Raw genomic sequence first — 23,066 nt, 5'->3', positions numbered from 1 at the left:
ATTGAATTCCTTACGGATCGCTAGTGGATTGATTCCAACGTTTGGTGCCCGCGCCTGACGGCGGCGATAATCTGATCGGGATCGGCCTTCCAGACGAACGGCCTTGGTTCCTGATTATGCTCCTTGATGAAGCGGTTGATGGCGGCCTGGAAATCAACGACGGAGCAGAAGACGCCGTTCTTCAAGCGCCGGCGGGTCAGCTTGGCGAAGAAGCCCTCGACCGCATTGAGCCACGAACATGATGTCGGCACGAAGTGGAAGGTCCAGCGCGGGTGTCGGGCGAGCCAGGCGCGGACCTTGGGCTGTTTATGGGTGGCTTAGTTGTCGAGGATGACGTGGACGGCCTTGTCCTGCGGCAGTTCGGCTTCGACGGCGTTGAGGAAACGGATGAACTCTTGGTGCCGATGCCGCTGCATGTTGCGTCCGATCACCGAGCCGTCGAGCACGTTCAGCGCCGCGAACAGCGTCGTTGTGCCGTTGCGCTTGTAGTCGTGCGTCATGGTCGCACCCCGACCGCGCTTGAGCGGCAGCCCCGGCTGCGTGCGATCGAGCGCCTGGATCTGGCTCTTCTCGTCCACCGACAGCACGATCGCGTGCGCCGGCGGCGAGACGTAGAGGCCGATCACGTCGTGCAACTTCTCTGCGAACGCTTTGTCGTTGGATAGCTTGAAGCTGCGCCAGCGATGCGGCGCCAGGCCGTGGTCGTGCCAGATCTTCACGACCGAGGACGCCGCGATGCCCACCGCTTTGGCCATCGCGCGCACGGTCCAGTGCGTCGCCTCCTGAGCCGGTGGCCCGAGCGTCAACGTCACCACCTTGTCGACGAGCGTCGTCTCGAGCGGCGCGATGCCAGGGGGACGGGTTTTGTCGCGGATCAGACCACCGACCCCTTCGACCATGAACCGCTCCTGCCAGCGCCACACGCAGGTCTTGGACTTGCCCGTCGCCGCCATGATCGCAACCGTGCCGATGCCGTCCGCCGTCAGCAGGATGATTCGTGCCCGCCAAACATGCTTCTGCGGCGATCCGCGCGCGGCGACGAGCGCCTCAAGCCGAGCCCTGTCGGAAGCCATGACGGCGATGTTGATACCCTTGCGCATGCCGCAGCGTCGCACGGCATGATCCAAAGAGGAATCCCGATCCGGACTCGTCCGTTCCGATCAATCCACTAGGATAGCATCGACGCCGTTCAATCTCGGCATCTGCAGATCCATGAGCGTCACGTCGGGACGCAACTCTCGGAACTTCTCCAACGCTTCCGCCCCGTTCGACGCTTCGCCGGTCACGACCATATCGGCCTGCCCGGTGATGATTGCAGCAATGCCGTCCCGCAAAAGCGGGTGATCGTCCACGGTAAGAACTTGGATGCGATAGTCGATCGTCGACATCGTCACCCGTCTTATTCAGTGAGGTAGCGCAATTTGAGCCAATCGCGCCAACCGCCTTTTCGACGCGTTACGTATGCCACTTGCCCGGGAATAAACAGAGTAAGCTCCGTGCCCGCGCCGGGGCGGCTTGAGATATTGAGCGCAGCGTTGATCTGCTCGGCACGTTCCTGCATCGCGATCAGGCCGAAATGACCTTGTCGGCCACCTTCCTCGGGAAACCGCGGATCGATCCTGATCCCATTGCCGCGGATGCTGAGACTTAGTTCGGCGCGCGCCACCGGACGGAGCATGCGCGGCGTGCCTTATACCACCATACTGAATTCCACCGTGTAAATAAGCGTTGAACCGGGACGCCCGATCGGCGTCGACGTGGTCGACAGCCGACGGAATAGCGGATCGTCTGCATCGAGGAGTCCAAATTGGCCTCGGACGTTAATGATCCGCGGCGAGTGGAAATCGTTCATGGCACTCGGGCATAATTTCGTGGCGCACGACACGGTGCGGCACTCGAAGCAGGAATATGTTCGCGGCGATGTACACGCCGACTCGGCCGAAGGTTTCAACTCGTGAGTGCGGCGTACCGTTGCGGGCGTATTTCACCATATCAGCCCTGAACATGCCGATTTGTACTTCAGTGAGATCGGCTTCCGTTGGTCCCAGCGCATCGCTGGGAAGAAGGTCGATCGACGATCCCGCGGTGGTCGGGTAAAATCCCGACGCCTCTGGCCCCGCGTTGCCCCGGCCCTCCAAATGCAGCACCTTCTGCGCGGTGCTCAGGGCCCGCAGTTAAGGCGCTCATCGGCCGGCGGGATCATGATCAACCTTTGAAAGCTGTCTTTCGTTGATAAACGCCGCGTACGTAAATGTCACCTTCGTGGTGTGACCCCAATCAGACGGGCTCCCCCCAAGCCCGACGCCACACCAGGGGAGTTTCTCCCACCATCCGGCGAAAAAGCCGCGTGAGATGCGCTTGGTCCGTCAATCCACACGCGCACGCGATATGGCTTAACGTGTCATCAGTATGAAGCATCAGCATTTGTGCGTGCCGCACGCGCTGTCGGATACGGGGAGGAGGTATGTCGTCATTGGCGGCTCCAAGGTCACTTCGCCAGCGGCTATGGGTCGACGTCGGAGATTATCGGCTCGTAACCTGCGCCGAGGACGCCGGGTGAAGAGCGCAGGACAATGTGCCGAAGATCACGAGTGCCCCAGCGATCGCGAGCGGAAATATCAGTCCGCCATGGGAAATGAGCACGGCCCCCAGCGCAGCGCCGGCGAAGATCGCAACGACGCTTCCAAAGGCGTCGTGCCCAATTCACGTTGGCTCCTCCGGCCAGTTTCGAGTCCGCTGCGATGCCGGTGAAAGTCATCGTCAGGACGGTCGTCGTGAGATCTGGCACCTTGAGCTGACGGATCGTCGCGTTGCGGAAGCCCATCGCGATCGCCGTCAAAGCGATGATCGTATAGACTCTCCAGCCTGGGGATTGCGACGCGACATCCAACCCGATGGCGACGGCAGCCGCTAGCCACAGCAAGCCTCCCTCAATCACCGCGGCGGTCACGAGCCAGCGGCGGAAGCTGCCTTCCGAGTGCGAGCGGAATATTCTGCCGGCAACCAAAGCGCCTGCCATGAACGCCGCCATGGCAGCCACTGACGGCCAGATCCGAAAGCCAGGAGTCCCGGTGACCGCAAATCCCAGGAACACGACGTTCCCGGTCATGTTCGCAGTGAAGACCTTGCCGAGGCCCAAGACACTGGTCGCATCGACTAGGCCCGTCGTCACCGAGAGCAGGAGGAGGAGCCAGACCAATGGGTCCGTCGATGAGGGTTTCTTGGACATGCGGTCCCCTTTCAGAAGCGGAAGTTGAATTCGAGACCGACCAGGGTGATCGTTTTGGCGGAACCGGTGTCCTTGATGAAGCCGCCCGGATCGAATGCGGACAGCGACGCGGAAAGCTGGAGTTCGGGCGTGGCCTGCCACGCCAACGACGCTTCCGCCTCCTTCCCGATGTATCTCTTCGTGGAACCTCCCGCCGCACGGACAAGGTGTCCGGGGATGTCGTATACGCCGTCGGCAGTCGTGAAGCGCCAGTAGCTCATAGCGCCAGCGCTCGCCGACACAGTGCGGCTCAAATCCATGTTCACCAGAGTGTTCGCGCTGACGAGATTGTACGGACCGACCGGCGACAGGTCGCCGAAATACTTGCCCTTGGGAAAGAGCGCGTTGAACGTGTTGAGCTTTTTGTCACCGGCTTGCTTGTCGCCAGATATCGAAGCAAACCTGAAAATTGCGTCGGGAGCCAAAGGCGCATGCACGAACCGGTGACCGAGTTCTGTACTAAGCGTCCAGGCAGAGATCGGGCCTCCGGCGAACCGCCCGAATTGCCCGATGGCTTCAGTGTTCCAATGCCACGCACCGGACGTGCCATAGGACCGGACGCCAATGCTATGCCGCAATTCGCTTCCCGAGCGTCCATTAAAGGCGGCGTCGCTGTTCCTGTAGCCGAGATAATAGAGGTCCAGTCCGGGCAGTTGCGCATAGACGCCCCAGAGTGATTTCGTCCGGGACCGCCGGTCGTCAAAGGTACCCAGACCAGGTTGCACCGGGCGGACTGCGAGAAGGTTGACTACGGCACCGTCGACCGAGGCGATCGCCCTAAATCCGTCGAATGCCAACGGGACGTTTGGCCCGTACCGGGTGCCGACCAGCCGTTCAGTACCCAGCGACAGTTGTTGACGGCCAGCACGCAGCGTAACTCCCACTCCAGCGGGATCGCCCGTGGCAGCATCGCCGATGCGGATGTCGGCGAAACCTTGCAGCAGATCCACCCGCGTCTGGTCGATTGGTCCCGCAGACGGGGCCACGCCGACAGCATAGGCAACGATCGGCTGAACGAAGGCGCGGAACCGCCCGACGTGCAGATCCGCGTGCGGGACAAAACGCATCCAGAGATAGGCGTTGTTCGGTTCGGGAGCATCACCCCAGCCTGTGCCGTGATTGCCTTCGTAACGGAGCCTGACCTCGGCACCGGTGACTAGGAATGTTTCATTACCAAGAGGTATGTATTTAAAGGCTTCGGTCCAATGCCCCGTCCGCTCGTCAGGATCCGCAATCTTCGACCAATCCTCGTCGTATCGAGTCAGAGTTAGCGTCGGCGGTTGCCAAGCCTCGCGTGCCTGGACCTGGGTCTGAACTTCTACCTGGGCTTGAACGGGCTGAGCGAGCGTAATGGAGGAGAGCGCCAGGAATATGGCTGGGAGCTTAAGCACTTTTCCGCCGGGCGGCGTGCTCGGCGACGAGCCCTGCGAGAATGAAACCGCCGACGAGGCCGACATGCTCAAAGAACGCGTTAGTCGCCATGAAACGCTCCTGGCGCGAGGGCATCGTCCAGAAAGCATTGGCGGTGAAGGCGGCAAGCATCGTGAAGACGCCCAGCATTCCCGCACCCAGCCACACCAGGACTCCTGAAAGGATCAGGACCGGCCCGATCAGTTCGATCCCGATGGTCAGCGCCGCCCATAGCGCGGGCGGGTTCATGCCGAAATGAGTCTGTTCGCCGCCCGCAGTCGGCCAATCGGCAAGCTTGACGATTCCTCCGATCAGATAGGCGCCGACCAGCGCAAGCCGGGCGAAAAACCAGGTGGGGTGCCAGTCGAGCACCGCATCGACGAAGCGGGGGTCGCAGGGAGCGGGAAATAGCATGCTCAAGCCGCTTTCGAATGTATTTCGGCGATGTACCCGCCGGGAAAGCGTACCACCGCCGACTGCCGCCCTGCCTCGGCATGCTCCGGGACAAGCGTCTCGACGCCTGAGGCACTAGCCTTGGCGAGCGTCAGGGCCAGATCCTGGACCGCATATCCCGTTAGCTCACGACCGTAAGGCCAAGGGAGCGCACCGTCGCTGACGAGGACCGCCATGTCGCCGTATCCCGACGTGACGCGGATCCGGCGATAGGTCTTGCCGGGTTCGCCGATCTCTGCGCCAGGTGCAGCCTTGTCGTCGGAGACGACGTGACCTTTGGAGAATGACGTCCAGCTCCTCACGAAGGCGTCTGCGGCGTCCGCTGTTAGGTAAACGCGATTTTCCGAGATCGTCTGCGGGGCGGGGTAATCGGGCGCGGTCGTGTGCCAATAGAGCTGCATATTCACGCCGCCAGGCCATTGAACGACCACATCGCGACCAATCGGGTCGGGAAAGGTTTCGACAAGGCGTATCGCGCCCGCTTTGCGAGCGGCCGTCACGGCCGCGTCCATGTCCGTCACGAGGTAGCCAGAGCGTTCTAGCCCGAAGGGGTAGGGAATCTGGGTCTTGAAGCCGAAAACCGAGATCGAGCCCGCCGGGCTTACGACGACTTGCGAAATCGTCAGGCTCGCGGTGGGCGTGACTTGGAAGACCCCTTGCTTCTTTGCCGCTCCGCCGAAGGTCGCCACGAGACTTGCTACGAAACGATCGAAGTCCTCAGGTGCCACGTACACGTGGGTCGTGTCGTACTGGAGGCCAACCGAATACGAGGGGGCGGGTGCTTCCTTCGAGAACGCGGGCGAGGTGGCCGATGTCACGCCGAGCAGCGTGACAAGGATGATCGTCGAAAGGCGTTTCATGTGCTTGTTTCCCTGAAGCAGTGTCATATGGCCCAACAGCCGCAACCGAACGAACCCCAGAAGGACTGGACGTCCGCAGCAGGTACATCGCGGCCGAGCGCTCCCGCATGGTCATGGCCATGGACCCCGCATGCACTGGCGCAACCACATGCTGACGCCAGCTTGGCATTCGCCTCGGGGGTGCGGTGATATCCCCCAAATGTGGCGACCGGCGACCAGTCTGGCATTGATTTCGGCAACGAGGGGGCCAGCGGCTCGAAGTCGCCCTCTCCAAACACCACTTTGCCGCCCAGGACGGTCAAAACCGATCGCAGATGGGGAATGTCGCTTTCGGGAACGCTTAAATAATCGCCGGAGAGTACCGCCAAGTCGGCGAGTTGGCCCGCCTTGATCTGACCCTTCTTTCCGACCTCGTTGGAGAACCACGTGTTCTCGTAGGTCCACATCGCAAGCGCCTTCTCGCGGCTGACCCGGTTAGCACTTGGGTAAAGGCCGAGGCCGCCGACGGTTTTCCCCGTCACCAGCCAGTGTAGGGATACCCACGGGTTGTAGCTTGCAACGCGGGTTGCGTCCGTCCCGGCACCCACGTGCAGGCCAGCTGCGAGCATCTTAGCGATCGGCGGGGTCCGCTCTGCCGCCTTCGCGCCGTAGCGCTCGACGAAGTACTCGCCCTGATAAGCCATGCGGTGCTGGACTGCGATTCCGCCGCCGAGTGCCGCGATCCGATCGATGTTGCGATCGCTGATCGTCTCGGCATGGTCGAAGAACCATTTGATGCCGTCGAACGGGACGTCCTTGGCGACCTTCTCGTACACGTCGAGCGCGCGGCCGATCGTCTGATCGTATGTGGCGTGGAGCCGCCACGGCCATTTATGCTCGGCGAGCAGGCGGATGACGGGTTCGAGATCGCCTTCCATGCTCGGTGGCATGTCGGGACGGTCGACGCGGAAATCCTCGAAATCGGCGGCGGAGTAGACCAGCATCTCGCCGGCGCCGTTGTGGCGGTAGGTGTCGTCGCCCTGGCCCGGCTTGACCTGCTTTACCCAGCCCTGAAAGTCCGCGAGTTCCTCCTTCGGCTTTTGCGTGAAAAGGTTGTAGCTGATCCGCAGCGTAAGCTGGTCGTCGGCATGAAGCTTCTCGATTATCTCGTAATCGTCGGGGTAGTTTTGGAACCCGCCTCCGGCGTCGATCACGCCGGTGACGCCCAGCGAGTTCATCTCGCGCATGAAGTGGCGTGTAGAGTTCAACTGATACTCCGGTGGCAGCTTCGGCCCCTTGGCGAGCGTCGAATACAGGATCATCGCGTTGGGGTTCGCGAGCAGAAGCCCTTTCGGGTCGCCGGCCGCATCGCGAACGATCTCGCCGCCCGGCGGGTTTGGCGTATCCTTGGTGTAGCCGACGACGCGAAGCGCGGCAGCGTTCAGCAGGGCACGGTCGTAGAGGTGCATGATGAAGACTGGTGTGTCCGGCGCTACTGCGTTGAGCTCGGCGATGGTCGGCAAGCGCTTCTCGGCGAATTGATGCTCCGTGAAGCCGCCGACGACCCGCACCCACTGCGGAGCTGGCGTGTTGTCGACCTGACGCTTGAGCATGGCCATAGCGTCCGCGAGGCTCGGCACCCCCTCCCAGCGCAGCTCCATGTTGTAGTTCAGCCCGCCACGGATGATGTGCATGTGGCTGTCGATCAGGCCCGGGACGACCCGCCCACCCTTCGCGTCAATGACGGTCGCTTGGGGCGCTGCTGCGCGCACCTCGCCTTCGCTACCGACCGTGAGGAATCTTCCGTCGCGAATGGCGATCGCCTGGGCTTCGGGGTTGGCGCGGTCGAGGGTGGTCACCTTCGCGTTCACGAGCACGATGTCGGTGTTGGTCATGGTTGCTCTTCCGATGCCGGATAGCAGCGGCGGGAGCATTGCCGCCGCGCCGCCGAGGATGGTGGATCGTCTGCTAAGGCTCACGCCGCGCCGTCCCGATTGCCGGGAAGCTTGCCGAACACATGGTTCGTGCAAGCTGCGTGGATGGCCGCTCCCTTGTCTTCGCTCGCCCAAAAGCTCTTCACGAGCGGGACCACCTGTTCGCCGATCAAGATGCCTGCCAAGCCGATCAATGCGATCGTCGGGGGAGCAGGCGAGCGGACCTTTAGCAGGGCATAGATCACGCCGACGAGTACGCCGGCGGCCAAGGAGATAAGATACGGCTTCATGTGGTCGGACTCCTTTTTCGAACCGCCGGGGCACCGGGGGCGAGGGGGGCGGTGGCGCCCCGGCGGCCCGTCCCTCAGACGTGTGCGCCTTCGGAAGCGCCGAACATCGTCTTCGCGTACGTGATCCCGACGCCGTATGCGCCGCCGAGCTTGCTCGCGACACCGGTAGTGGCCGCGTAGGTCGCGGTGCGCGCCCAATCTCGCTGAAGCTCGAGCAGATATTGGAGCGACGTCATCGGAACCGCCCCAAGCTGGGTCATGCGCTGGCACGCGCGCTCATGGGCTTCTGAGGAAATGTCGCCGCAGGCATCCGAGATGAAGTACACCTCGAAGCCCTGGTCCGTCGCGGAAGCTGCAGGGCCCACGATGCAGACGCCGGTCCAGAGGCCGGATAGTACGATCCGGGTCTTCCCGATCCGGTTGACCTCGGCGATGACGGCCTCGTCCTCCCAGGTGTTCATCGACGTGCGGTCGAACATAGCTTGGCCGGGGAAAGCCTCCTTGACCTCGTCGAACATCGGGCCGGAGAAGGACTTCTCCGCGACCGTGGTAAGGATCGTCGGCACGTCGAAAACCTTCGCGGCGTGGCCGATCAGAGCTGCGTTGTTGCGCAGCGTCGTCGCGTCGATCGACTTGGTGGCGAACGCCATCTGCGACTGGAAGTCGATCATCAGCAGGACGTGGTCGGTGGGTGAGAGCAGCGATCGCCCCGGGGCGGCTTTGGCGGTGATGGTCATGGTATAAATACTCCCTTGTGTGAAACTGGTGGTCAGGCGGCGATGACCGCAGCCATGTCGTCAGCATGTGCGCTCGGCGCTTCGGACCGGGGCGTCTGATCGCTGGCGAAGGTCGCGACGCGCGCGCTACCGACGAGCGTCCGATGGACGGGACAGCGGTCGGCGATCTCCATCAACCTTGAGCTCTGCGCCGCATCGAGCTCGCCGCGAATCTCGATCGTCCGGCTGAAGATATCGCCCGACGTTCCGTTTTCCCTCGAATGGCCGACGGCGGTTTGGACTTCGGTCACGTTCCAGCGTTTCTGGTCGGCGTATTGCCGAAGCGTCATCGTGGTGCACGCGGCCAAGGCTGCGGCGAGCAGCTGATTGGGTCTGGGACCAGATCTAAGGCCTCCAATCTCGAAGCGCTCGTCAGCAAAGAACTCGACGCCTCCGGCCTCGCCCGCGACCTGGAAGCGGCCAGCGCCCCTTTCCGTGGCGATCGCGTCGTTCGGGGCTGCCGCTAACGCGCTCACGCCGCAACCTTTATCGGTCGGGTAAGCGTCGTCGAGATAGCGATGCCATTCTTGAGCGTGAGTGTGACGGGTGTCCGCTCGGCGATTTCTGCGAGCCTGCCCTGTGCTGCTTCGTCCGGTCCGACGATTGTCAGGATGCGCTCGATCCTGCTGCCGTCCTCACGCGCCAAGATCCGTAGGCCGTCGTCGAGAAAAGTGATCTTCCACTCCTTGCGGTCGGCGTACATCCGCAGCGTGATCGCCGTGCACGCGCCAAGCGCCGCCAGAAGAAGGTCGTAGGGGGCCGGCCCCCCATTGGCTCCGCCTCGAGCGACAGGTTCGTCTGCCGCGAGCGCATGGCTGCCGCTAACGATCTGCGTCAGGTAGCTCTGCAGACCGATGTGGGCGGTTGCTGAAGTCATATCGGCGCCTTCCAAGGTACCGGACGGGCCGGGCTCGTCAGGCAGGGGGATGAATTCGGTCTCTCCGGGGACAAGGCGAACCGGCGCTGCCGCCAGTCGTCCTTGGCCTGCTCGATGCGATCGGCGCGGCTCGAAACGAAGTTCCAGTGGATGTGGCGCTTTTCCGGAGAGGGCTCTCCTCCGATCAGCATCAGGCGAGCGCCACGCTCAGTGGAACGAATGATCTCCGCCCCGGGTTTGAAGACGATAAGCTCACCCGTTCTGAAGCTGCCCGTCTGCCTGTCCGGCTCGACGTTCCCTTCGATGACGTAGACCGCCCGCTCGACGTGTCCGGCGCGGAGCTGATACCGAGATCCGGGCGCTCGCACGAAGGGTCACCGCCCTCGCGTCGCTATCGCCTGCATCCGCCGCTGCTTGGGCGAGATCGCTTACAAACGCCTGGTCGATCAAATTATAGGCGCCATTATCGATTGTAATGCTGCCGACTCCGCCGGACGACGAGAAATTTACGACAGGCATAAAAACCTCCGATTTATATACCGCGAGCGGCGTTTCCGAGCGCCTTGCTGTTCGTCTTCAATTGCCGCTTCGACAAGTGAGATATTATAAGATCTCGCAAATCATCCGGAAAAGGATGTAACGAATCCGGTTTTTTAGTCATGTGCTAGTCGACGGCCCGCTTTAGCGCGGTTTGCCACGGATCATCCCGCCCACGATACACCATAGAGCGCCGCCCTACTGCGACTTCCGAGCTCGGATGGCCTCGACAACTGCGCGGCGAACCCCGTGCAAATTAAGCTTACTGGTCTCTCCTAGTTAGCAGAGTTGACCCAACCGGTACGCCGTTCTGCCAAAACGTTGGAGAGGCTATAACTCGTTGCCGAAGTCGTCCATGCAACCGGCGAGAACGTCATAACTAGCCTGATCTATTCACCGGCAGCGTTTCTCAGCCGATGGGTTAGCGCAGGCGTCGTTTAGTGGTGGGCAAGGCGCATGGGTCCGAAGCGCCTGTCTCATAGCGGGTTCACAGTTTGGGGCGGAGTTGATGGGCGGGGTTCGTTTGGCGGCCACTGCCGCATCGATCATGGTCCCGTGGTGCGCAAGTTGAGCGCGATGATCGGAAGAGCGCGGCATCGGAACAGGCGCTTGCGAAGGCGATGCGGATGCGGCTGGTGGTTTCGACGATGCGCGCGGCGACCTTGAGCAGCCGTAGGCGGAGCTGCTGCGCGCCGTGTACGACGTCGACGGTATCGTCGATGTCGAGCGTCACCGCCGCAGGCGGCACGGGGTAGCTCGCGCAATAGAGGTCGACCAGCGTACCGGTCAGACAGATCAACTCGCGCGTAGTCGGCGCATTCTCCCACCGGCTCTTCGTCGGCTGGCTGGCCAGCCCGAACGGATCACCCGGCAGTTTGCCGAGCGCCAGCTTGAATCCTGGATCATGCCGCAGGGTGTCAAGATCGGCGGCGTCTTCATACCCACACGAGATCGCGAGCATGCGGGCGCGCAAGATGTCGGCGACCCGGTGGATCACCCGACCCTGATCGCGCGGATCAGCGATGCAGGCGGCGAGCCGATCTGCGATCCCCAACCGCCGCTCGGCCTGTGCGAGCAGCAGTACGCCGCCGTCCGACGTCAGCCGACCGCCGTCGAACGCGGCGGTGATTTTTCGACCACGAATGGCTGGGAAGGTAAAGGAGAACCCGCTATCGTCACCCATGGCGGTCGTGGCACTTTCTGTCTGGAGCAGAGGGATGGCGTAAGCACCCTTTCTCTACTCCAACCAGAGACTTAGACCACGATCGCCACCACCGATTTGGGCTCCGGATGAATAATCCGGGCTAGAGCTGGCCTCAGAATATGTCGATAGCGGACAAGAGCTATTGCGAAAGGCTAACGGGATCTCACGTAAACTCCTTTTAAATCGGCACAGGATCTTCGTAGGAACCAGGTCCCTGATGGTCCGCAGCGATCAAAACAAAAAGCACGGTTCGTGGAACCTGTTCGATGTAATTCGAATGGGCCAAGCTACCGGCTTTATTAGCAAGGATATTCTTATGACCGACGCCGCAACCAAGCCGACGCAGTCGATATTAGAAAGCGACAACGAGAAAATAATCCGCAATCTTTATCAGATTGCCGAGGTTAAGGATGGTGACAAATTCGCCGCGCTGTTTGCCAAGGATGGCGTCTTTATTGATGAGGGCAGCGGGTATACGTACCGCGGAACGGAAGAACTAGCTAGATCTGTGCAGATATATGCGACTGCAATGCCTGACATGCATCGCGAGTTAATCGATATCTATACAGTCGGCGATCGAGTAATCGTCGAGCTGTCGCTGAACGGGACCAACACGGGGCCGCTTGAAATTCCTGGCATTGGTTTTGTGCCGCCAACGGGCAAGGTCGTACACGCCCCGTGCTGCGACGTATTCCTGCTGAATGACGGCAAGGTCGTCTCGTTTCACTGTTACCAGGAAATCCGCTGAGTGGTGGATGTGCTCATTCCGATATCAGATCCCTGATCAATCACGCAGTATCTGAAACCGTTTCCGGTGGAGACCTGCAATGTCGACTATAAAGAGAACCGCTGCAGTGAGCGGTGCCGGCGCCGGCCTCGGGCGTGATGTTGCGCTCGGCCTAGCAGCCAAGGGCTACGCCGTCTTTGGCACCGCCATATCGTACTCCGAAGTGCGCGAACTGCACGACGCTTCGGGCGGACGCGTAACGCTGACCTTATGCGACATCACGGATGCCACGGCAGTCAAGAGATGGGCTGCTGACGTCACCTCCACGGTCGGAGCAAGCGGGCTGAACCTGTTGATCAGCAATGCCGGAATATTGACCCCGGGTCCGCTCGAAGTCCTAACGCTCGAAGCTGTCCGACATGAGTTCGACGTTAATCTGTTCGGCGCGCTATCAGTGATGATCTCCTTTCTGCCGGCGTTGCGCGCGGCGCGCGGCCGCATCGTCCAGGTCAGCACTTGGACCGCGACCGTCCCACTGCCGTTCAACGGCCCATCCGGCGCCTCCAAAGCGGCCATGGAAGTCCTCTCGATCGCGTTGCGCGCCGAACTGCGAAAGTTCGGGATCGATGTCGTAATTGCGGTTGCTGGAAATATGAAAACGGGCGGCCCGGCTAAAACTGCCGCGGCGCTCGCCGCGGCTGCGGGCAGCATGACCCCCGAACAATTGACATTCTACGGCGAAGATTTCGGAGCGTTTACCTGCAAGCTTAACGCGATGCAGGACTCCGGTACCGCGGCTGATGTGGCTGCGCGCCGCGTCATCGAGCTCGCTGAGCAGCAGCCGGCACCGAGCATATCAGGGGTCGGCGGCGACGCGGAAGAGATACTGCGTGCCGCTAGAGAGATGACGTCTGCCGAACAGGACTCGTTCCGCCTGAAGCTCGCCGGCTTGGCCTGACCTTATTTTAACGATGCGAAGGAATTTTCCAGTGATCGTCTTAGTTAATCCCGATGACACTCGCGCAGTCCGCAATAAGAACCTCGCGCTGGAACTCTATCAAACCATGATCAACGACAAGCAATCGGCGCTGGCAACCGCGAGCCACTTGGCTCCCGACTATATTCAGCACAATCCGTTGATTCCTGATGGCGCAAAGGCGTTAGGTGCGTATTTTGGCAAGATTACCAGCGAGCGTAACAACGCACGCGTTGAGATCTATCGGATTATCGCAGTCGAGAATTACGTCTGGGCGCACGTCAATTTCGTGAACCTGTTCGACGACGATCCTGACGACACCGGAGTCGCGGGTGTCGACATTTATCGATTCGACGACGATGGCAGGGTCGTCGAGCATTGGGACGCGCTTCAGATCGTCGGCACCCCGGAAAATTCAGCGCCGTGGGTCGGGCTGAATATTCCGCGCGCCAACCCACACGAGATGTTTTGATCGAAAGGAAGTCGATGCCCAAGGCCAAGAGAACGCTTCTCGACCGTAACCTGATGTCCGTGTTCGGCAATCGCGACCCGGCGCTGCGCGCCACGGCGATCGCAGCGCTGTATGCTCAAGATTGCGTGTTTTACGAAGCCGATAGTGAGGTCCGGGGACAGGCGGCGCTAAGCGAGAAGGTGCAAGACCTGCTCAACGGGGCGCCAGGTTTTTTGTTTACCGCGATCGATGGTCCTGACGTTATCCAAAATATGGAGCGGCTAACCTGGGCTTTTGGTCCTCCGGATGGACAAATTGTGGCCAAGGGCATGGATATAGCGCTGATCTCTCACGGACGGATCCGGTCGCTATACACATTCATGGCTGATCCCGAAGCATAGAGGGCAGGATCAACCTGTCGTTGCAACGCTTTCGTTATGGATGTCTGCGAGTAAGGGGTCGAGACCCTCGGCGGGGGTTTCCTAACACAGGTCTTTGCGTGAGCGCTTGTCGCCGGCGTGTGCGACCGCGTCGAGTGCGTCCGACAAGTCCCAGCTTATACCAAGATCCGATGACCGAGACTCGGAAGGGGGTTGCCCCTGACGGCTTGGTTTGATTCAACATGGCAAACGGACAGGAGTTTACCATGCCGATCGCGCTTCGCACCGATTTCGACGCTGTCATGGTACGGGCCGCTGCCGGTAAATCGAAAGATGGTGCCCAGGCGCGGCGCTTGCTCGCGTTGGCGTCGATCTATGAGGGGGCGAGCCGGACGGAGGCCGCGCGGCTCGGGGGCGTGACGGTTCAGATCGTGCGGGACTGGGTGGTAAAGTTCAGTGCGACAGGGCCTGAGCTCGGCTTTGTACGATTAGGTGGCGAAGCATAGTGCGTTGGCCATGCGGACGAGGCGAGACGGGGGGATTATCTGTGGTTCTCGGTGCGGCGGGGAATTCGAATGAATGTCGCCGACCCAGAGCTGAAGCCGGACGGCGCCAAGGGCGTCGCTGAATGTGAGGCTGCTTTTTCGATACCACGCGGCGGCGTAAGGCGCGCTCGTGCTGGTGAGAAGATCACAAGCCCACAGCGATATGAGGCTATAGAATCCGAGAAGTGCCGGCGTGGTTCGAGCGATAGCCTTGTCGGCCCATTGGCGCTGGGTCTCGACGCCCAGATGCGCGCGCGTTTCCGCGAACGTGACCTCGATCTGCCATCGACGGACGTACAGGGCGATGATGTCGGCGGGCTCGATGGCGATGTCGGTACTGAAGAAGGCTTGCGGATCGCGCTTCGCTTCGGGGTCGCGAACCAGCACCCACCGGACCGGCAACACCGGGGTGCCCGGCCTGTACCACAAGGCGATCCCTGATGTGATCTCGAGCGCCTTACCTCGTGGCCATACGAGGTCAGCAGCCTCGCCAGGTGATGCGACGCACCACAGGCTTCAATGGCGATCGCTGTTGGCGGCAACTTCTCGAAGAAAGCCATCATCTCGGTACGGCGAAGCTTTTTCCGCAGGACAGGCTGCTCGGCAGCATTGACGCCATGCAGTTGATAAACGTGCTTTGACGTGTCGACGCCAACTCGGATAAGATCTTCCACGGATGGTCTCCTTCTTGGGTTTTGCAACAACCTCATACTGGCACATCGCGATGCCGTTTGGAGGCCGTCCACCCCAACAGGTTTGGACGATCGTTTCAGGGAACACGGCGGTGATCGCCTCAGGGAAGCCTTTGAGGCCGTCGACGACGGCGAGCAGGACATCTTCGACGCCGCGGTTCCTGAGCTCGTTCATCACCCGGAGCCAGAACTTGGCGCCTTCGTTCTGCTCGAGCCACAAGCCGAGCACCTCTTTCGCGCCGTCGGCACGAACACCGAGCGCGATGTGGATCGCCTTGTTGCGGACCATGCCTTCATCGCGGATTTTTACCCGGATCGCGTCGAAGAAGACCAACGGGTAAACCGGATCGAGCGGCCGCTGCTGCCAGGTCGCGACCTCGTCGAGTACGGCGTCAGTCACCGTGCTGATCAGGTCCGGCGACACGTCGATGCCGTACAGATCGTGCAAATGCCCGATAATCTCGCGAGTGCTCATGCCGCGCGCGTACATCGACACGATCTTCTCATCGAACTCGGGAAAGCGCCGCTGATACTTGGCGATCAGTTGCGGGTCGAAGCTTGCCTGACGGTCGCGCGGCACGTCGATCGCCATCTTGCCGGTGTCGGTCATCACGGTCTTCCGACCGTAACCGTTGCGGCTGTTGCCCGCGCCGTCCTCGCCGGAGAGGTGGTGATCCATCTCCGCGTTCAAGGCGCGCTCCGTGAGCGCCTTCTTCAGAGAGTCGAGCAGGCCGCCCTGATCAAATGCAGCACTGGCATCACCGCCCGCCAGCAACTGGTCGAGAAGCTCGTTGGAAATCGCAGGTTCTTTGCGTCGAGGCATATTGGGACTCCTTTTTACCCATTATGACCGCCCACACACGAAATCCTGACACTCCCGGCACGGCCGCGTCACCATGCTCAGGATAATAACGCGATACCCGCTTTTAAAAAGTCTTCCCTGCCCAGTCGGCAGCGATCCGCGCGTCGCTCCCAAGCGGCACGTCCGTAGAGATTTGGTGGCAGGACGAGGCGCGGATCAGCCAGAAAAACGGCATCACGCGCCGCTGGGCGAGGCGTGGCACGCGCCCTCGGCGCCCAAGGATCAGCGGACGAAGTCGGCCTACATCTATGGCGCGATCTGCCCGGCTGAGGGGAGGGCCGCCGGGCTCATCCTCCCCCGCTGCAACACCGAGGGCATGACGCTTCACCTCGCCGAGATCGCCGCTACCGTTGCGCCTGGCGCGCATGCCGTGCTGCTGCTCGACCAAGCCGGATGGCATGGCTCTGAAGCGCTCGTCGTACCGCCCAACATCACGCTGTTGCCGCTGCCATCAAATGCCCAGAGCTGAACCCGGTCGAAAACGTCTTGGCAGTTCATGCGCGACAACTGGCTCTCGAACCGGATCTTCCGATCCTACGACGATATCCTCGACCACTACTGCTTCGCCTGGAACCGCCTCGTCGATCAACCCTGGCGCATCATGTCCATCGGCACACGCAAATGGGCACATGCGTCATGATCAACGGGATTTGGTATAAGGCTGGCCGCGCGGGGCTCGCGGCCCGACGCGCGCGATCGTTGCGTCGCGCGACGCATCGCGCCGCCGCAGTCGGGATACACGCGCTAAGGTGCGTTCGCCGGTGCGACCGTCGCAGGGCTCATGTACCCGATCGCCGGAAAGCCGGCCCGCAGCAGTACACGAATATTTGGAACGGAAGGCCACGTCGTGGGTCAAGGTTTTGTCATATTCGAGACCGCAAAGCTGTCCTCAAACATCTGAAATCGAGCGATCAATCCATCTTCAATTGTTAGGAATATAGCGAATTGTGATGATATCACCTTTTCAGTCGCTTTTACGCGGGTCATGAGGGCCCCGACGATACCGACGCGATGAGAACTTTCTAGGAGGTCCTCAACTTCGAAAGTTACCGGTTCCGTGAGTAAGCGGAGGTCGACGATAAATTCCTCGAAGGCCTTCCGGCCCTTTTTCGTCCCTATCCACGGGAACGCACCCGGATCACCCTGTATCTCAAATGAGAGACGCTCATCGAACAGATTGCCAATTTCGTTGGCGGGCAGCCCCTTCCCCATGCCCTCAAGAAATCGCCGCGCGATACGCAAGTTGTCGCTCATGTGCTCTTCGATCCGCCTGATATGGCGATTGCCTTGCGGCACAACATCGCCGTATTTGTAAACGATTGGGAACGGTACCATCAGATAACTTCCGACCTACTGGATGCCGTCGGCCTCGCCCACCGCCCAGCCGGTAGCACCCGCTCCGCCGCAACCAATGAGATTACACGGTGTTCGGATAGACCGCAAACGCATCCAGCGTGCGGGTTGAATAGATGATCGCGGCACCTGCGTTGATGGCGACCGCGACGCCCAACGCTTCGGCGACTTCGTCGCGCGTGGCGCCAAGCTTGATCACTGCGTCGACGTGGCTCGTGATGCACCCGTCGCAGCGAAGAGTGACCGCGACAGCGAGTGCAATCAGCTCGCGTGTCTTGGCATCGAGTTGACCGGTCTTAGCGCCGGCGGCACTCAGCGTGCCGTAGCCGCGCACGGTATCGGGACTAAGTTTGGCAAGCTCCCCGACGCCTGCGATGACCTGTTCGCGGTACGCGTTCCAGTCGAGCATGGACATTATCAAGTGCCTTTCAAGATTGTGCCCTTTCGCGGGCGGGAGGGGAAATTTATGGCGACACGCAAAGAGGTTTGCCTTTAGGTACCAGCGAGGCGGCACCAAGCTTGGAGACCGCATTCTAACAACGTGGTCTATCGTCAAATCCCGAGCGCAGCCTGCGTGCCACGCCCAGGATCTAAGTCGACACGGGGTAGCACGTCCCGAAAATAGAATTTTAAACGAGAGGAGCGGCGGCAGATTCTCCATAGCCGAGCGAGAAGTCTTCGAGGGTGCTGCTCGTGCTCAGGACAATTGCGATGTCTTGGGGCTTCACTCCCGGTGAGGCACCGAGCCGGTCGCAGATTGCCTTTATCGCTGCTGTCTTCTCGACGTTCCTGCGACCGTCTGAGACGATTTGAATGATCATGAAATCATCGGTGCGCTGCTCCCGGACGACATATTCACGATCGTAAATAAAGGCACCCGCATCAAGCTCCTCAAAGATATGAAAGAGATCGCCCTTAGCAAGAACGTAGGATTCTCTCATCGCTTCGTAGATACTCGCCGAAACAGCTGCTAAATATTCCGGAGGCTTACCTCTGGCTAGGCTAATACGAACGACGGGCATTTAACTATCCTTTCGGTTGATGGAGCCGCCTTTCGGCCTCCTGTCTTCGACGCTAAGGCGCGCCGATCCTCGGTAAGATATATAACGGCTGGGAAAGCGCCCGTTAGGCCCCTCGAGATTTTGTGAGTTATGGAGAGCGGAGTTACGTGGCCAACGTACCCATCCGATAGAGGCCGCGGGTTGGTACCTTGGGCCCAGGGTTCACGCTTCAGTCTTTGTGGAGAAAGGCCTCGAAGCCGTCTTCGGCGAGCGCGCTTCGGAAGGCGGCATCAGCGTCGCGATCGGTATCGAACTGGTCATCCCACACGATAGACGTGTTGTGATCGTTGACCACTTCGAGGGACCATTCTGGGTCAGTAGCCAGTCGGACGATGTCAACCTTCAGTCGCCTGCAGCTTTGCTCGATTGACCGGTTAAGTGGGGATTCGATCAGTTCGGGGTGGGGATCAGTCATCAGGCGGCCTCTTTGAGGAGCGGCGCTTTGCGCCGGCGTGCCCATTCCCACGGCAGCCGCTCGTGAAGCCGGGCCTGCGGCAGATCGGCGATGCGGGCCAGCACATCGGTGAGCCAGGCAAGCGGATCGACGCCATTGAGCCTGGCGGTGCCGATCAGGCTGAACATCATCACTGCCCGCTCACCGCCGCGGTCCGAGCCGACGAACAACCAGGCTTTCCTGCCGCGGGCGACGCTGCGCAGTTCTCGTTCGGCCGCGTTGTTCGTCACGCAGATTCGACCGTCGGCGAGGAACGTCGTGAAACTTCACCTTCTCGGCATCATCCGTCACGAACATGTCGGAACCCCGCGCATTGCGGATTGGCGGCGTGACGTGCCAGCCTCGCCGCGATAGCTGCCAGGCGGTATAATTTAGCCCGGCATTGCCCGTGAATTGAGGCCTGTTCTTCAAGGCGGTGGGCCTCATAGCCGACGCACTTGGATCAGATCCGGGATAGCATCCGACCGCGGCCGCGACGAGCGCACCTTGGTCTGCAAGGCTGACGGTGGCGCGGACGGGAGGAAAGGCGCGGTGCGGTGCGGTACGCCTGGCGTCGCAGACATTCGGCACATACTTCGCGTCAGGCCGATACTGTGCTGTGCCATCGAAATCTCTCTGTCGACTATCAGTGACGGGATCAGGCTCCACGTTCCTGTGCAGTCAACCGAATTGTCTCTCATGTCTGCAGATTGATCGCCGACAGGCGCGCTTTTAGGCAGACGTGGATATACGCCAGCGCCTCGGTCGGAATCTTCGCCGCTTGCGCGATGAAAAAGGGCTGAGCCAAGAAGCCTCCGCGCACAACGCTGGGATCCCTCGCACCTCCATCAGCGATGGTGAACGCGGCGCCCGCAACCCGACTATTACTGTGGTCGAGAAGATTGCCCCCGCGCTCGGGGTCACTGCCGCCGCCCTCGTCGAATGAGACGTCCCGTCCTATCTGCGCAGTCGCGACATCGTGCCGTTCCTGAGATCGATAAGGGGCTCAAACCCGAAGCCGACGGCGTCCGTCTGATGTAGCCGGTCGACGGGCTTGCAGATATGCTCGTTCGCGCATGCTCGGACGGCGTTTTCGGAACCAAGATGCGATCGGTCGTGAACCGGTACGACCCTGGTGGGATTGCCGCGATCGTCGAGCAGCAGTTCGCGCTAGCGGAACAGGTCGCTGACCACCGGATGGACGATGCGGCGTTCGAAAGGGCACTCGGCTCGGCAATCGCGCAAATCTATGACGGGTCGACCGTCAAACGCGAAGCTTGAAGCGCGCATCAAAACCCTCGCAGTAACTCACGACCGCTAGTGGCATCTTCCTGTCGCCGCGGCAGGAGCGGGCATACTCTCCAAGCGACAAACCGGACGCCGGATCGTCGATGGAGGTTCTCGTGAAAGTCGTCCCCCTAGTATTCCCTGCGGCATCCCGCAGGAGAGCCTTAGTCGGTGTGACCGGCCTTCTGACCGTCGGCTTCCTTGGGATCGCATCGACCGCCTATAGCGCGATCACCGCGCCGCCACCGGCACCAGCGATCATGCCCTGCATGGAGTGGACGATGAGCAGTGGTGTAGCCTTCTGCTCGCGGAGCGGCGCCGCGTTGCGGCGAACCACGCCGCGCGAAGTGATGCGTCGTAGCGATTTGCATGGGTCAGTTTCGGTATGAACAGCGAAACCATGCCATCGCCGCTTGTCGCGATAGATGACGAGCCGCCGCGCCGGTTGATCGTCGATCCGCCGCTCGCCCGGCCGCTCGCCGAGGGGCGCGTCTTCCTGCAGTACCGCACCGAGCATGTGCGGATCGTGTCGGTGTTCGGCACGGGCGCGCTCGCTGTATCGCCGCGGATCGGCCACGTCCATGTGACTGTTGATGGTGCGCCCTGGCACTTGATCCATGCCAGTGGCGAAAACATCGTCGTGGTTGACCTTCCGCCGAGCGAGCATCAGCTGCTTGTCGAACCGGCTGATCTCACACACCGGGTGATCGACCGCCAGTGCATTCGCTTCAGTGTGCCGAACTGGGCCGCCACTTAGTCAACGCTAACCCCATTCCAAGAGAGAAGGAAGAACTATGCCGATCGTGACAACCAAAGACGGCGCCGAGATTTTCTACAAGGATTGGGGCCGTGGCCCGGTCGTGATGTTTTCGCACGGCTGGCCGCTCAATGCCGACGCGTGGGAGGACCAGCTCTTCACACTGGCGTCGCACGGCTACCGTGCGATCGCACATGATCGTCGTGGTCATGGTCGTTCGAGCCAGACCTGGGACGGGAACGACATGGACACCTATGCCGACGACATGGTGGCGGTGGTGCAGGCGCTCGACCTGCACGACGTGACCCATGTCGGCCACTCGACCGGCGGCGGTGAAGTCACCCGCTATATTGGCCGGCACGGCACAGAGCGGGTCAAGGCGGCGGTGTTGGTCTCGGCCATTCCGCCGACGATGCTCAAGACCGAGCGCAACCCGGGCGGCCTGCCGATCGGCGTGTTCGACGACATCCGCACGGGCGTCGCGACCGATCGATCGCAATATTACCAGGACCTCGCCGAATTCTTCTACAGCGCAAACCGGCCCGGATCGACTGTGACGCAAGGCATCAAGGACGCGTTCTGGCTGCAATCTATGCAGGCAGGGCTGAAGGGATCATATGACTGCATCAAGCAGTTTTCCGAAGACGTGTTCTACGACGACCTTGCGAAGTTCGACGTGCCGACGCTGATCATCCACGGCGACGACGATCAGATCGTGCCGATCGATGATGCCGGCCGGTTGACGGTCGGTCTCGTCGCGGGATCGGTGCTGAAGGTCTATCCCGGCGCGCCGCACGGCTTAATGGTCACGCATCGCGACCGCTTCAACGCCGATTTGCTTAAATTTCTAAAGGGCTGAACTGGCTGCCGCGTCGCCGGGCCATAGTTGGCGGCGCGGCATTGGTAGCGGCGATGCAAAGGACCGACCATGGATAATCAGATTTCGATCGCGACGCCGGACGGCGATTTCGCCGCATATCGTGCCGTTCCCACCGCCGCGTCCGCCCCGGCGGTGGTGGTGCTGCACGAAGTGTTTGGCGTGAACGCGGACATGCGCGAAACCTGCGATACGCTGGCCGCGCAAGGCTTCCTCGCGATTTGCCCGGACCTGTTCTGGCGACAGCGCCCCGGAGTTGATCTGGACGTCCGGTCGGAAGCCGACTGGCAGACAGGTCTCGCTTTGTATCAAGCCTATGACCGAGATCTCGGCGTGGCGGATGTCGCTGCCGTGGTGCGTGCCGCCGCGACGCTGACTGGGTCGTCGGGCAAGGTCGGGGTTCTCGGCTATTGCCTGGGCGGCCTTATGACCTTCCTCGCGGCGGCGCGGACGCATGTTGACGCCGCCGTCGCATATCACGGTGCGGATACCGAGAAATATTTGGGCGAGGCTACCGCGATCACCGCTCCGATGCTCCTGCATCTTGCCGCCGAGGATGAATTCATGCCGGAAAATGCGCGGACGGCAATCGCCGCCGCATTGGTCACGCACGCTAATGTCCAGGTCTTCACCTATGAAGGATGCCACCATGCGTTTTCGCGACATAATGGCGCGCATTTCGATGCAAAGGCTGCGGCGCTGGCGAACCAACGGACATGGTCTTTCCTCGCCGCGATGCTTCGACGGTAACAGCACCGCATGCCGTTACATCAGTCGGGCAGGGGATTGAAGAATAGGTAAACGCCAGTGGTTTGGCCATCGCGCACCACGATGAAGTCAGTTCCGGCATAGACCGGCGATCCTGTCACTGGCCCTAAACCCACTGGATCCGACCTGCGGAGGCGTGCAACTCTGCGGGCATGGCATTTTCAGCAAAAATCTGATCGACCACCGCTTTACGGCGGGCTGCGTCGCCGTCGCCGTCGCCGAACACGTTATACCGGTTCCGAGAAGCTCTGACTCGTTGGTGGTTTTCAACGGGTTAAAGTAGTGATTCATAGGTCGGCATGGAGGTGA

General features: G+C 61.0%; 26 protein-coding genes and 9 pseudogenes. 11 read left to right on the top strand and 24 right to left on the bottom strand.

The genetic code is table 11. The features are described from left to right. Positions 1-20: 20 nt before the first annotated feature. The 16 genes and pseudogenes from ACVWYO_RS21640 to ACVWYO_RS21565 all read right to left on the bottom strand — a co-directional run. Positions 21-1,100 (bottom strand): annotated as a pseudogene (locus tag ACVWYO_RS21640) (IS630 family transposase). Between the two features lie 60 nt (positions 1,101-1,160). Next, on the bottom strand, positions 1,161-1,388 hold the full coding sequence (locus tag ACVWYO_RS21635) for a response regulator (RefSeq protein WP_457354345.1): 228 nt from the start codon (positions 1,386-1,388) through the stop codon (positions 1,161-1,163). 11 nt (positions 1,389-1,399) lie between these two features. Further along, a complete protein-coding gene (locus tag ACVWYO_RS21630) occupies positions 1,400-1,678 on the bottom strand; it encodes a hypothetical protein (RefSeq protein WP_457354343.1) in 279 nt (92 codons plus the stop codon). 142 nt (positions 1,679-1,820) lie between these two features. Then, complete coding sequence (locus ACVWYO_RS21625) at positions 1,821-2,147, bottom strand: hypothetical protein (RefSeq protein ID WP_457354342.1); 327 nt, start codon at positions 2,145-2,147, stop codon at positions 1,821-1,823. 130 nt (positions 2,148-2,277) lie between these two features. Beyond that, positions 2,278-2,439 (bottom strand): helix-turn-helix domain-containing protein, encoded by a 162-nt coding sequence (locus tag ACVWYO_RS21620; RefSeq protein ID WP_457354340.1) that lies wholly within the window; start codon positions 2,437-2,439, stop codon positions 2,278-2,280. Between the two features lie 84 nt (positions 2,440-2,523). Continuing rightward, positions 2,524-3,229, bottom strand: a pseudogene (locus tag ACVWYO_RS21615) (YoaK family protein). Between the two features lie 11 nt (positions 3,230-3,240). After that, the gene (locus tag ACVWYO_RS21610) at positions 3,241-4,620 is read right to left on the bottom strand and encodes an alginate export family protein (protein ID WP_457355098.1); all 1,380 of its coding nucleotides are present in this window, start codon (positions 4,618-4,620) and stop codon (positions 3,241-3,243) included. Between the two features lie 31 nt (positions 4,621-4,651). After that, the gene (locus tag ACVWYO_RS21605) at positions 4,652-5,092 is read right to left on the bottom strand and encodes a DoxX family protein (protein WP_457354338.1); all 441 of its coding nucleotides are present in this window, start codon (positions 5,090-5,092) and stop codon (positions 4,652-4,654) included. Positions 5,093-5,094: 2 nt separating this feature from the next. Further along, positions 5,095-5,991 (bottom strand): glyoxalase, encoded by an 897-nt coding sequence (locus tag ACVWYO_RS21600; protein WP_457354336.1) that lies wholly within the window; start codon positions 5,989-5,991, stop codon positions 5,095-5,097. Positions 5,992-6,014: 23 nt separating this feature from the next. Next, a complete protein-coding gene (locus tag ACVWYO_RS21595) occupies positions 6,015-7,865 on the bottom strand; it encodes an amidohydrolase (RefSeq protein ID WP_457354334.1) in 1,851 nt (616 codons plus the stop codon). Positions 7,866-7,945: 80 nt separating this feature from the next. Then, on the bottom strand, positions 7,946-8,194 hold the full coding sequence (locus tag ACVWYO_RS21590; RefSeq protein WP_457354332.1) for a XapX domain-containing protein: 249 nt from the start codon (positions 8,192-8,194) through the stop codon (positions 7,946-7,948). A gap of 74 nt (positions 8,195-8,268) precedes the next feature. Further along, complete coding sequence (locus ACVWYO_RS21585; RefSeq protein ID WP_457354330.1) at positions 8,269-8,931, bottom strand: hydrolase; 663 nt, start codon at positions 8,929-8,931, stop codon at positions 8,269-8,271. A 32-nt stretch (positions 8,932-8,963) separates the two neighbouring features. Then, the gene (locus ACVWYO_RS21580) at positions 8,964-9,446 is read right to left on the bottom strand and encodes an OsmC family protein (RefSeq protein ID WP_457354328.1); all 483 of its coding nucleotides are present in this window, start codon (positions 9,444-9,446) and stop codon (positions 8,964-8,966) included. Beyond that, positions 9,443-9,847 (bottom strand): OsmC family protein, encoded by a 405-nt coding sequence (locus ACVWYO_RS21575; RefSeq protein WP_457355096.1) that lies wholly within the window; start codon positions 9,845-9,847, stop codon positions 9,443-9,445. Before ACVWYO_RS21575 ends, ACVWYO_RS21580 begins: the two co-directional genes overlap by 4 nt. A 39-nt stretch (positions 9,848-9,886) precedes the next feature. Then, positions 9,887-10,203 (bottom strand): annotated as a pseudogene (locus ACVWYO_RS21570) (pirin-like C-terminal cupin domain-containing protein); the annotation flags it as partial. Positions 10,204-11,057: 854 nt separating this feature from the next. Continuing rightward, positions 11,058-11,567 (bottom strand): annotated as a pseudogene (locus tag ACVWYO_RS21565) (transposase); the annotation flags it as partial. Between the two features lie 238 nt (positions 11,568-11,805). Between ACVWYO_RS21565 and ACVWYO_RS21560 the strand changes: the two are divergent. From ACVWYO_RS21560 to ACVWYO_RS21540, 5 genes and pseudogenes are all read left to right on the top strand, one after another. Further along, positions 11,806-12,336 carry a nuclear transport factor 2 family protein gene (locus ACVWYO_RS21560; RefSeq protein WP_457354326.1) on the top strand — a complete coding sequence of 177 codons (531 nt, stop codon included), beginning with the start codon at positions 11,806-11,808 and terminating at the stop codon, positions 12,334-12,336. 79 nt (positions 12,337-12,415) lie between these two features. Continuing rightward, positions 12,416-13,273, top strand: a complete 858-nt coding sequence (locus ACVWYO_RS21555; RefSeq protein ID WP_457354324.1) for an SDR family NAD(P)-dependent oxidoreductase — start codon at positions 12,416-12,418, stop codon at positions 13,271-13,273. 31 nt (positions 13,274-13,304) lie between these two features. Continuing rightward, positions 13,305-13,763, top strand: coding sequence for a nuclear transport factor 2 family protein (locus ACVWYO_RS21550; protein WP_457354322.1), 459 nt, complete (start codon positions 13,305-13,307; stop codon positions 13,761-13,763). Between the two features lie 14 nt (positions 13,764-13,777). Beyond that, positions 13,778-14,143, top strand: a complete 366-nt coding sequence (locus ACVWYO_RS21545) for a nuclear transport factor 2 family protein (RefSeq protein WP_457354320.1) — start codon at positions 13,778-13,780, stop codon at positions 14,141-14,143. Positions 14,144-14,388: 245 nt separating this feature from the next. After that, positions 14,389-14,595 (top strand): annotated as a pseudogene (locus ACVWYO_RS21540) (IS630 family transposase); the annotation flags it as partial. 15 nt (positions 14,596-14,610) lie between these two features. On the opposite strand, the gene ACVWYO_RS21535 reads toward ACVWYO_RS21540, so the two are convergent. The 3 genes and pseudogenes from ACVWYO_RS21535 to ACVWYO_RS21525 form a co-directional block, all read right to left on the bottom strand. Beyond that, positions 14,611-15,054 carry a hypothetical protein gene (locus tag ACVWYO_RS21535; RefSeq protein ID WP_457355145.1) on the bottom strand — a complete coding sequence of 148 codons (444 nt, stop codon included), beginning with the start codon at positions 15,052-15,054 and terminating at the stop codon, positions 14,611-14,613. Between the two features lie 68 nt (positions 15,055-15,122). Then, positions 15,123-15,341 (bottom strand): annotated as a pseudogene (locus tag ACVWYO_RS21530) (IS110 family transposase); the annotation flags it as partial. 76 nt (positions 15,342-15,417) lie between these two features. Beyond that, positions 15,418-16,182 (bottom strand): annotated as a pseudogene (locus tag ACVWYO_RS21525) (IS256 family transposase); the annotation flags it as partial. A 51-nt stretch (positions 16,183-16,233) separates the two neighbouring features. On the opposite strand from ACVWYO_RS21525, the pseudogene ACVWYO_RS21520 reads away from it, so the two are divergent. Next, a pseudogene (locus ACVWYO_RS21520) lies at positions 16,234-16,861 on the top strand (IS630 family transposase); the annotation flags it as partial. 212 nt (positions 16,862-17,073) lie between these two features. On the opposite strand, the gene ACVWYO_RS21515 reads toward ACVWYO_RS21520, so the two are convergent. From ACVWYO_RS21515 to ACVWYO_RS21495, 5 genes and pseudogenes are all read right to left on the bottom strand, one after another. Continuing rightward, positions 17,074-17,556, bottom strand: a complete 483-nt coding sequence (locus tag ACVWYO_RS21515; RefSeq protein WP_457354318.1) for a nuclear transport factor 2 family protein — start codon at positions 17,554-17,556, stop codon at positions 17,074-17,076. Between the two features lie 82 nt (positions 17,557-17,638). Next, complete coding sequence (locus ACVWYO_RS21510) at positions 17,639-17,989, bottom strand: carboxymuconolactone decarboxylase family protein (RefSeq protein WP_457354317.1); 351 nt, start codon at positions 17,987-17,989, stop codon at positions 17,639-17,641. Between the two features lie 214 nt (positions 17,990-18,203). Beyond that, complete coding sequence (locus ACVWYO_RS21505; protein WP_457354315.1) at positions 18,204-18,596, bottom strand: tautomerase family protein; 393 nt, start codon at positions 18,594-18,596, stop codon at positions 18,204-18,206. A gap of 208 nt (positions 18,597-18,804) precedes the next feature. Beyond that, positions 18,805-19,050 (bottom strand): hypothetical protein, encoded by a 246-nt coding sequence (locus ACVWYO_RS21500; RefSeq protein WP_457354313.1) that lies wholly within the window; start codon positions 19,048-19,050, stop codon positions 18,805-18,807. Beyond that, positions 19,050-19,352 (bottom strand): annotated as a pseudogene (locus tag ACVWYO_RS21495) (transposase domain-containing protein); the annotation flags it as partial. The pseudogene ACVWYO_RS21495 and the gene ACVWYO_RS21500, both read right to left, overlap by 1 nt. Positions 19,353-19,849: 497 nt before the next feature. On the opposite strand from ACVWYO_RS21495, the gene ACVWYO_RS21490 reads away from it, so the two are divergent. The 5 genes from ACVWYO_RS21490 (at position 19,850) to ACVWYO_RS21470 (ending at position 22,739) form a co-directional block, all read left to right on the top strand. Next, positions 19,850-20,014: a helix-turn-helix domain-containing protein gene (locus ACVWYO_RS21490; protein WP_457354311.1), complete on the top strand. Its 165-nt coding sequence runs from the start codon at positions 19,850-19,852 to the stop codon at positions 20,012-20,014. Positions 20,015-20,172: 158 nt separating this feature from the next. Next, a complete protein-coding gene (locus tag ACVWYO_RS21485) occupies positions 20,173-20,349 on the top strand; it encodes a hypothetical protein (RefSeq protein WP_457354309.1) in 177 nt (58 codons plus the stop codon). Positions 20,350-20,740: 391 nt separating this feature from the next. Further along, positions 20,741-21,112, top strand: coding sequence for a DUF6130 family protein (locus ACVWYO_RS21480; RefSeq protein ID WP_457354307.1), 372 nt, complete (start codon positions 20,741-20,743; stop codon positions 21,110-21,112). 37 nt (positions 21,113-21,149) lie between these two features. Then, positions 21,150-21,971 (top strand): alpha/beta fold hydrolase, encoded by an 822-nt coding sequence (locus tag ACVWYO_RS21475; RefSeq protein ID WP_457354305.1) that lies wholly within the window; start codon positions 21,150-21,152, stop codon positions 21,969-21,971. Between the two features lie 69 nt (positions 21,972-22,040). Then, positions 22,041-22,739, top strand: a complete 699-nt coding sequence (locus ACVWYO_RS21470; RefSeq protein ID WP_457354304.1) for a dienelactone hydrolase family protein — start codon at positions 22,041-22,043, stop codon at positions 22,737-22,739. Positions 22,740-23,066 lie beyond the last annotated feature (327 nt).

The sequence above is a fragment of the Sphingomonas sp. UYP23 genome (assembly GCF_054059235.1).
The sequence above is the reverse complement of the archived record's forward strand: the minus strand, read 5'-3'. Positions and strand labels throughout refer to the sequence as shown.